A 7,184-nucleotide genomic window follows, 5' to 3' on the forward strand; every position below is an offset into this window, starting at 1 on the left:
CGGCGGCGCAACCCAGCCCCGCCGGCGTTTGAGGCGCGGGGCCCGGGGCGGAGCCCCGATCCTTGAGCCGCACCGGCAAATCCAGCCCCGCCGGCCCAACCCCGGCCTCGCCGGCGCAATCCCAGCCGCACCGGCAATTCCAGCCTCGCCGGCGTTTGAGGCGCGGGGTCCGGGGCGGAGCCCCGATCCTTGAGCCGCACCGGCAAATCCAGCCCCGCCGGCGATTGAGGCGCGGCTAGGCCGAGGGCTTGCGGCGGGGCAGCACCCGGGCCCCACCGGCCACCGGCAGCGGCGGCACGCCCGGCAGCGGCGGCACGCCCGGCTTCGGCGCGAGCAGGTCCACGCGCAGCCCGGGCACGACGGTCACCTGCCGAGGCGGCCTCACCGGGGCCGGGGCTTGCCCCGAGGCCTTGGCTGATGGCAGAACCGGGGCCAGGCCCGGGCCCGGGACCGCCGCCGGGGCTTCGGCCGGGGCCCGGGGAAGCGGCGCCGGGGCGATATCAGGCACCAGCGCACCGGCCGCATGGCGAAGCGCCGCCCACCGAAGCTCCCGCACCCCACTGTCGTGCCAGCCGTCATCGACGGCACCGGCAGGCCGGTTCCGCCACGCATGCACCGCCACCGCCACCGGCACGGCCGGCACCAGCGTCCACGCGAAGGCCGCCGCCCCAGTCGCCCACCACACCGGCCCGAAGTCGGCCAGCGCCCGCGACCCCATCGGCCCCGCCGAAGCCGCCGCCAGCCCGGCCATGGCCAGCCCGCACACCAGCGCGCCCAGCGCCGCCGTCAGCGCGGTCTCCCCGTACGAGACCTCCCTCGCCCGGCGCACCGCGAACCAGCCCACCGCCAGCCCGGCCACCACCGGCACCCCGGCGACCGCCCAGGTCAGCGGCGTCCCCGGCCCCTCCGGCGGCAGCGCCGCCAGCAGCGGGAACCGGGGCAGCGCGGGCGAGCCCGTGAACCCGAGCGGGGTGGCGGTCACCCCGGCGCCCAGCGCGAACCCGGGCCCGAGCGCATACGCCGCCCCCCACACCATGGCGTTGGGGATCAGCGCGACCGCGAGCAACAGCACCGCGAAGCGCCCCGACCACACCCCGGTCAGCGCCAGGAAGGACCCCTGGACCTCGGCACCGTGCCACGCGAGGGAGCCGCCGACGAGCAGCGCCCCACCGCCCAGCAGGACGAGCGCCCCGCCCGCACCGGCCCGCAGCGCCAGCGCGTACCGAGGGCGCGCGAAGGCCCTCCGTACGCCCCCCGGCACCCAGTCCGGCAGCGGCCCGAGCGGCCGGCCCCGTACCGCCCACACCCCGCCCGCGGCGGCGAGCACGGCGACCATCGGCACGTGCCAGGCCGCGCTGATCGGATCGGCCGGCATGGGCCCGCCCGCCGCGTACACCGTGGCCAGCGCCCCGACGGCCAGATAGCCGCAGAGCACGGCCGAGAAGACGGCGCTGGCCGGCAGCACCTCCTCCCGCTCCTCGTCGGAGGCGCTGCCCAGCCGGGCGGCCCGCCGCATGAGCAGCACGGGCAGCGCGACGAGCAGCAGGGGGGTCACTCCGACGGGCGCGGGCACGCCGGAGAGGGTCTCGTACCGCACCAGCTCGGTCCCGTGGGCGAGCAGCCACAGCCCGGCGGCGAGGTGCAGGGCCCCGCCGGGGCCGCTGTCGGGATAGGGGGAGCTGATCCACAGCACGATGACGAGCACGGCGAGGAAGCCGAGCCCGAGTCCGGCGGCCACGGCGCCGCCCACCACGCACGCGGCCGCCGCCGGGGAGCGGCGCCGCCCGGCGGCTCGCGGGGCCACGGACAACGGGGTCCCGCGTTCGGTCACTTGGGTCACCCCGCCATGGTGCCAACGACACGCGCTATGAGCGGGTAACAGGCGAATGCCCGTGGTGTCGCTCAATATACGCTTATGTACTTTTTCGCCCAGGGCTGCCGGGTCGCGGGGAGTGTGGCATGACACAACGCGTCGAGGGCCTGCCCGCACCGAAAGAGCGCCGAAGACTGCGCGAAGCCGCGGAGCTGACGCCCGAACAGGTCGCTTCGGCCATGGGCGTCACCACGAGCACGGTCCGCTCCTGGGAATCGGGCCGCACCCACCCCCGTGGGCGCAAGCGCGAGCTGTACGCGGACTTCCTGGCCGGCCTCGCGCCCCGGCCGGACGCCCCCGAACCCGCCGCGGTGGCGGTGACGGCGGCAGCGGACGGGCCGGGGCCCGAACCAGCGCGACGGGCGATCGCCACGACACCCGAGGAGCCGCGGGCCACCGCCCGGACGGAGCCGCCGGAGCCGACGGGGGCGGCAACCCCCGCCGAGCCGACCCGAACGGCCGCCCCGGACGGGCCCACGGACACCTCCGCCCCGGACGAGTCCACCGGAATGGCCGAGCCCGCGGCCGAAGCGGAGGCCGAAGCCGAAGCCGCGGCCGGGCTCCCCGCAGGGGCACCGGCACCGCCCCGGGGCCCGGCCGAGGCCTTCGACGCCCTGTACGCGCTGGCCGCCCCCGGCCTCGCCCGCCAGACCTACCTGCTCACCGGCCGCCGCCGCCTCGCCCTGGAGTCCGTGGAGCGGGCGTTCCGCCAGGCCTGGGCCCAGTGGCCGGACGTGGCCGCCGACCCGGACCCGGTGGGCTGGGTGCGCGCGGCCGCGTACGAGTACGCCCTCTCCCCCTGGCACCGCTTCCGGCGCGCCCACCGCCACCCGGACAAGCCCCCCGCCGAGCCCGCCGACCGGATCCTCCTCGACGCGATGCTCGCCCTGCCGACCGTCCACCGCCGTACGGTCCTGCTCTACGACGGCGTCGGCCTGGACCTGCCCGACACCGCCGCCGAGACCGAGGCCAGCACGCCCGCGACCGGGAACCGCCTCCTCAACGCGCACGCCGACCTCGCCGACCGGATCCCGGAACTGGCCGGCGTACCGCCCGAGGAGCAGTCCGCGCTGCTGCGCGACCTGTTCGACGCGCTGCGGCCGGCCGTGGTGCTCGACCCGCGCCCGGCTTCGGCCGTACGCGGCCACGGGGAGCGCCGGACCCGGCAGTGGACCCGCGCGACCCTCAGCCTCACCGCCGTGATCGCCGCCGCGACGGCCTACACGGCCTCGACCGCGCCCACCCGCTACGAGCCCCCGCGGGCGCCCGGCGAGAGCGTCTCGGGCGTACCCCCACTCAGCGGCCCCCAGCAGCTCACCGAGCGGAGCCGGCTGCTCCACGACAAGCTGCGCGCCGACCCGGAGGCCGGCCCGGCCCGGATCGCCCCGCGGATCGAGTGAGCGGCGGGACGCACCGGGACCAGACGAGAAAGGGCGTGGCCCGCACCCCGGAGGGTGCGGGCCACGCCCTTGTGCGCGTGCGCGCCTACTGGGCGGCGCTCAGGATCTCGCGCGCCAGCTTGGCAGTCTCGGTCGGCGTCTTGCCGACCTTCACGCCGGCGGCCTCGAGGGCCTCCTTCTTGGCCTGCGCGGTGCCGGAGGAGCCGGAGACGATGGCGCCGGCGTGGCCCATGGTCTTGCCCTCGGGGGCGGTGAAGCCCGCGACGTAGCCGACGACCGGCTTGGTGACGTGCTTCGCGATGAAGTCCGCCGCACGCTCCTCGGCGTCGCCGCCGATCTCGCCGATCATGACGATCAGGTCGGTGTCGGGGTCGGCCTCGAACGCCTCGAGGGCGTCGATGTGCGTGGTGCCGATGACCGGGTCGCCACCGATGCCGACGGCCGAGGAGAAGCCGATGTCACGGAGCTCGTACATCATCTGGTAGGTCAGCGTGCCGGACTTGGACACGAGACCGATGCGGCCGGGCTTGGTGATGTCGCCCGGGATGATGCCGGCGTTGGACTGGCCGGGGGTGATCAGACCCGGGCAGTTCGGGCCGATGATCCGGGTCTTGTTGCCCTTGGCGGTCGCGTACGCCCAGAAGGCGGCGGAGTCGTGCACCGCGATGCCCTCGGTGATGACGACGGCCAGCGGGATCTCGGCGTCGATGGCCTCGACGACGGCGGCCTTGGCGAAGGCCGGCGGGACGAAGAGGACGGAGACGTTGGCGCCCGTCTTCTCCATCGCCTCGGCGACGGAGCCGAAGACCGGGACCTCGGTGCCGTCGAAGTCGACGGTGGTGCCGGCCTTGCGCGGGTTCACGCCGCCGACGATGTTGGTGCCGTCAGCCAGCATCAGCTTGGTGTGCTTCATGCCCGTGGCACCGGTCATGCCCTGGACGATGACCTTGCTGTCCTTGTTGAGGAAGATAGCCATGTGAGTCTGTGACCTCTGCCCTTACTTCGCAGCCGCGAGCTCGGCGGCCTTGTCGGCCGCGCCGTCCATGGTGTCCACGCGCTGCACCAGCGGGTGGTTGGCGTCCGAGAGGATCTTGCGACCCAGCTCGGCGTTGTTGCCGTCGAGGCGGACGACGAGGGGCTTGGTGACCTCTTCGCCCTTGTCCTTCAGCAGCTGGAGCGCCTGGACGATGCCGTTGGCGACCTCGTCGCAGGCGGTGATGCCGCCGAAGACGTTGACGAAGACGGACTTGACGTCCGGGTCGCCGAGGATGATCTCGAGACCGTTGGCCATGACGGCGGCGGAGGCGCCACCGCCGATGTCCAGGAAGTTGGCGGGCTTGACGCCACCGTGGTTCTCGCCGGCGTACGCGACGACGTCGAGGGTGCTCATGACGAGACCCGCGCCGTTGCCGATGATGCCGACCTCACCGTCGAGCTTGACGTAGTTGAGGTTCTTCGCCTTGGCGGCGGCCTCGAGCGGGTTCGCGGCCGCGTGGTCCACGAACTCCTCGTGACCCGGCTGGCGGAACTCGGCGTTCTCGTCGAGCGAGACCTTGCCGTCGAGCGCGATGACGTCGCCGTTGGCGACCTTCGCGAGCGGGTTGACCTCGACGAGGAGCGCGTCCTCGGCGATGAAGGTCGCCCACAGGGTCACGAGGACCTCGGCGACCTTCTCGGCGACCTCGGCCGGGAACTGCGCCAGCGCGACGATCTCGCGGGCCTTCTCGATGGTCACGCCCTCGTTGGCGTTCACCGGGACCTTGGCGAGCTTCTCCGGGGTCTCCTCGGCGACCTGCTCGATGTCCATGCCGCCCGCGACCGACGCCATGGCGAGGAAGGTGCGGTTGGTCCGGTCGAGGAGGTACGAGACGTAGTACTCCTCGAGGATCTCGGGAGCAGTCTCGGCGATCATCACCTTGTGGACCGTGTGGCCCTTGATGTCCATGCCGAGGATGTCCGTCGCCCGGGCGACAGCCTCGTCCGGGGTGGCGGCCAGCTTCACGCCGCCGGCCTTGCCGCGGCCGCCGACCTTCACCTGCGCCTTGACGACCGACTTGCCGCCCAGCCGCTCGGTGGCCTCGCGAGCCGCCTCAGGCGTGTCGATGACTTCACCGGCCAGCACCGGTACACCGTGCTTGGCGAAGAGGTCCCTCGCCTGGTACTCGAACAGGTCCACGCGCGTCCGTCCCTTGTCTTTTTAAAGATTCGCAGTGATTCGCGGTTGTCTGCTATCTGCGTGGGCGTGCCGCGGAGGGCAACGTGACGGCGCTGTCACAAGGAAGGCGCACACGGTGACCGTGGACGCGGCATGTCCGTCCCGCAGGTTATCCCCGTGGGCCGTAGGTCCCTAAATCACAGATCACACCTGAGCGGTGATACCTGTCACAGATCGCCTCACGGTTGAGCTGGAACTTCGTGCGATCGGCCCATTCCCCGCGGGACTCCCGCGCCCCCTCAGGGCACCGGCAGCGGCCGCTTCTCGAGGGCCGCGGCCATCACGTCCGGGAACAGGTCGGGGGTGCAGGCGAAGGCGGGCGCGCCGAGGGCCGCCAGGGCTGCGGCGTGCTCGCGGTCGTATGCCGGGGCGCCCTCGTCGGACAGCGCGAGCAGGGTCACGAACTCGACCCCGGAGGCCTTCATCGCGGCGACCCGCTTCAGCATCTCGTTGCGTATGCCGCCCTCGTAGAGATCGCTGATCAGGACCACGACGGTGTCGGCGGGCCGGGTGATCTTGGACTGGCAGTAGGCGAGCGCGCGGTTGATGTCGGTGCCGCCGCCGAGCTGGGTGCCGAACAGGACGTCGACGGGATCGTCGAGCTGGTCCGTGAGGTCCACGACGGCGGTGTCGAAGACGACGAGGCGGGTGGCGATCGAGCGCATGGAGGCGAGGACGGCGCCGAAGACGGAGGCGTAGACGACCGAGGCCGCCATCGAACCCGACTGGTCGATGCAGAGGATCACCTCCTTCTTCACCGATTGCGCCGCCCGGCCGTAGCCGATGAGCCGTTCGGGGACGACCGTGCGGTATTCGGGCAGGTAGTTCTTCAGATTGGCCCGGATCGTACGGTTCCAGTCGATGTCGTGGTGACGGGGTCGGCTGACGCGGGCCGAGCGGTCCAGCGCGCCGGTGAGCGTGGCCCGGGTGCGCGCCCCGAGCTTCTTCTCCAGTTGCTCGACCACCTTGCGGACCACGGCCCGGGCCGTCTCCTTCGTGGTGTCGGGCATGGCCTTGTTCAGCGAGAGCAGCGTGCCGACCAGGTGCACGTCGGGCTCGACGGCCTCCAGCATCTCCGGCTCCAGGAGCAGCGCGGACAGGCCGAGGCGCTCGATGGCGTCGCGCTGCATGACCTGGACCACCGAGCTGGGGAAGTACGTACGGATGTCCCCGAGCCAGCGCGCCACGTTCGGCGCGGACCCGCCGAGCCCGGCGGAGCGCGCCCCGGCCCCCTTCCGCGAGCCGCCCGCGCCCCCGCCGTACAGCGCCCCGAGCGCCGCGTCCATCTCCGCGTCCCGCCCGGCCAGGGCACAGCCCGTACCGTCCCCCTCTCCCCCGCCCAACACCATCCGCCACCGCCGCAACCGCTCGCCACCCGCCGGCTCCACAGCCCCGCCCACCCTCTCCACACCGCTCATCCGCCCATCCCCCTGCACTAGTCCCAACCCCCTACACTCACCACCGACCCACCGGGGGCACCCTCAGCCCCGCCGGGCGCACCTTCAGCCCCACCGGGGGGGCACCCTCAGCCCCCGGGGCACCCTCAGCCCGGCCGCGGCACCCTCAGCTCCGCCGGGGGCACCTTCAGCCCCGCCGGCGTTTGAGGCGCGGGGTCCGGGGCGGAGCCCCGATCTTCAGCCCCGCCGGCGTTTGAGGCGCGGGGTCCGGGGCGGAGCCCCGGCAACGGCGCCGCACC

At 73.6% G+C, this 7,184-nt stretch carries 5 protein-coding genes; 1 reads left to right on the forward strand and 4 read right to left on the reverse strand.

Features of this window, described 5'->3' with window-relative positions; genetic code table 11:
• Positions 1–235: 235 nt before the first annotated feature.
• Complete coding sequence (locus ACFWP3_RS06305; protein ID WP_384216733.1) at positions 236–1,840, reverse strand: DUF6350 family protein; 1,605 nt, start codon at positions 1,838–1,840, stop codon at positions 236–238.
• A 119-nt stretch (positions 1,841–1,959) separates the two neighbouring features.
• Between ACFWP3_RS06305 and ACFWP3_RS06310 the strand changes: the two genes are divergently transcribed.
• Complete coding sequence (locus ACFWP3_RS06310; RefSeq protein WP_384216735.1) at positions 1,960–3,273, forward strand: helix-turn-helix domain-containing protein; 1,314 nt, start codon at positions 1,960–1,962, stop codon at positions 3,271–3,273.
• Between the two features lie 85 nt (positions 3,274–3,358).
• Here ACFWP3_RS06310 and sucD read toward each other — a convergent pair whose 3' ends face one another.
• The 3 genes from sucD to ACFWP3_RS06325 form a co-directional block, all read right to left on the reverse strand.
• Positions 3,359–4,249, reverse strand: a complete 891-nt coding sequence (gene sucD / locus ACFWP3_RS06315) for a succinate--CoA ligase subunit alpha (protein ID WP_384216737.1) — start codon at positions 4,247–4,249, stop codon at positions 3,359–3,361.
• Between the two features lie 21 nt (positions 4,250–4,270).
• The gene (sucC, locus tag ACFWP3_RS06320; protein ID WP_361771006.1) at positions 4,271–5,449 is read right to left on the reverse strand and encodes an ADP-forming succinate--CoA ligase subunit beta; all 1,179 of its coding nucleotides are present in this window, start codon (positions 5,447–5,449) and stop codon (positions 4,271–4,273) included.
• A 278-nt stretch (positions 5,450–5,727) separates the two neighbouring features.
• Positions 5,728–6,906 carry a VWA domain-containing protein gene (locus ACFWP3_RS06325; protein ID WP_384216739.1) on the reverse strand — a complete coding sequence of 393 codons (1,179 nt, stop codon included), beginning with the start codon at positions 6,904–6,906 and terminating at the stop codon, positions 5,728–5,730.
• Positions 6,907–7,184 lie beyond the last annotated feature (278 nt).

Source organism: Streptomyces sp. NPDC058525 (genome assembly GCF_042719495.1).
Classification (GTDB): Bacteria; Actinomycetota; Actinomycetes; order Streptomycetales; family Streptomycetaceae; genus Streptomyces.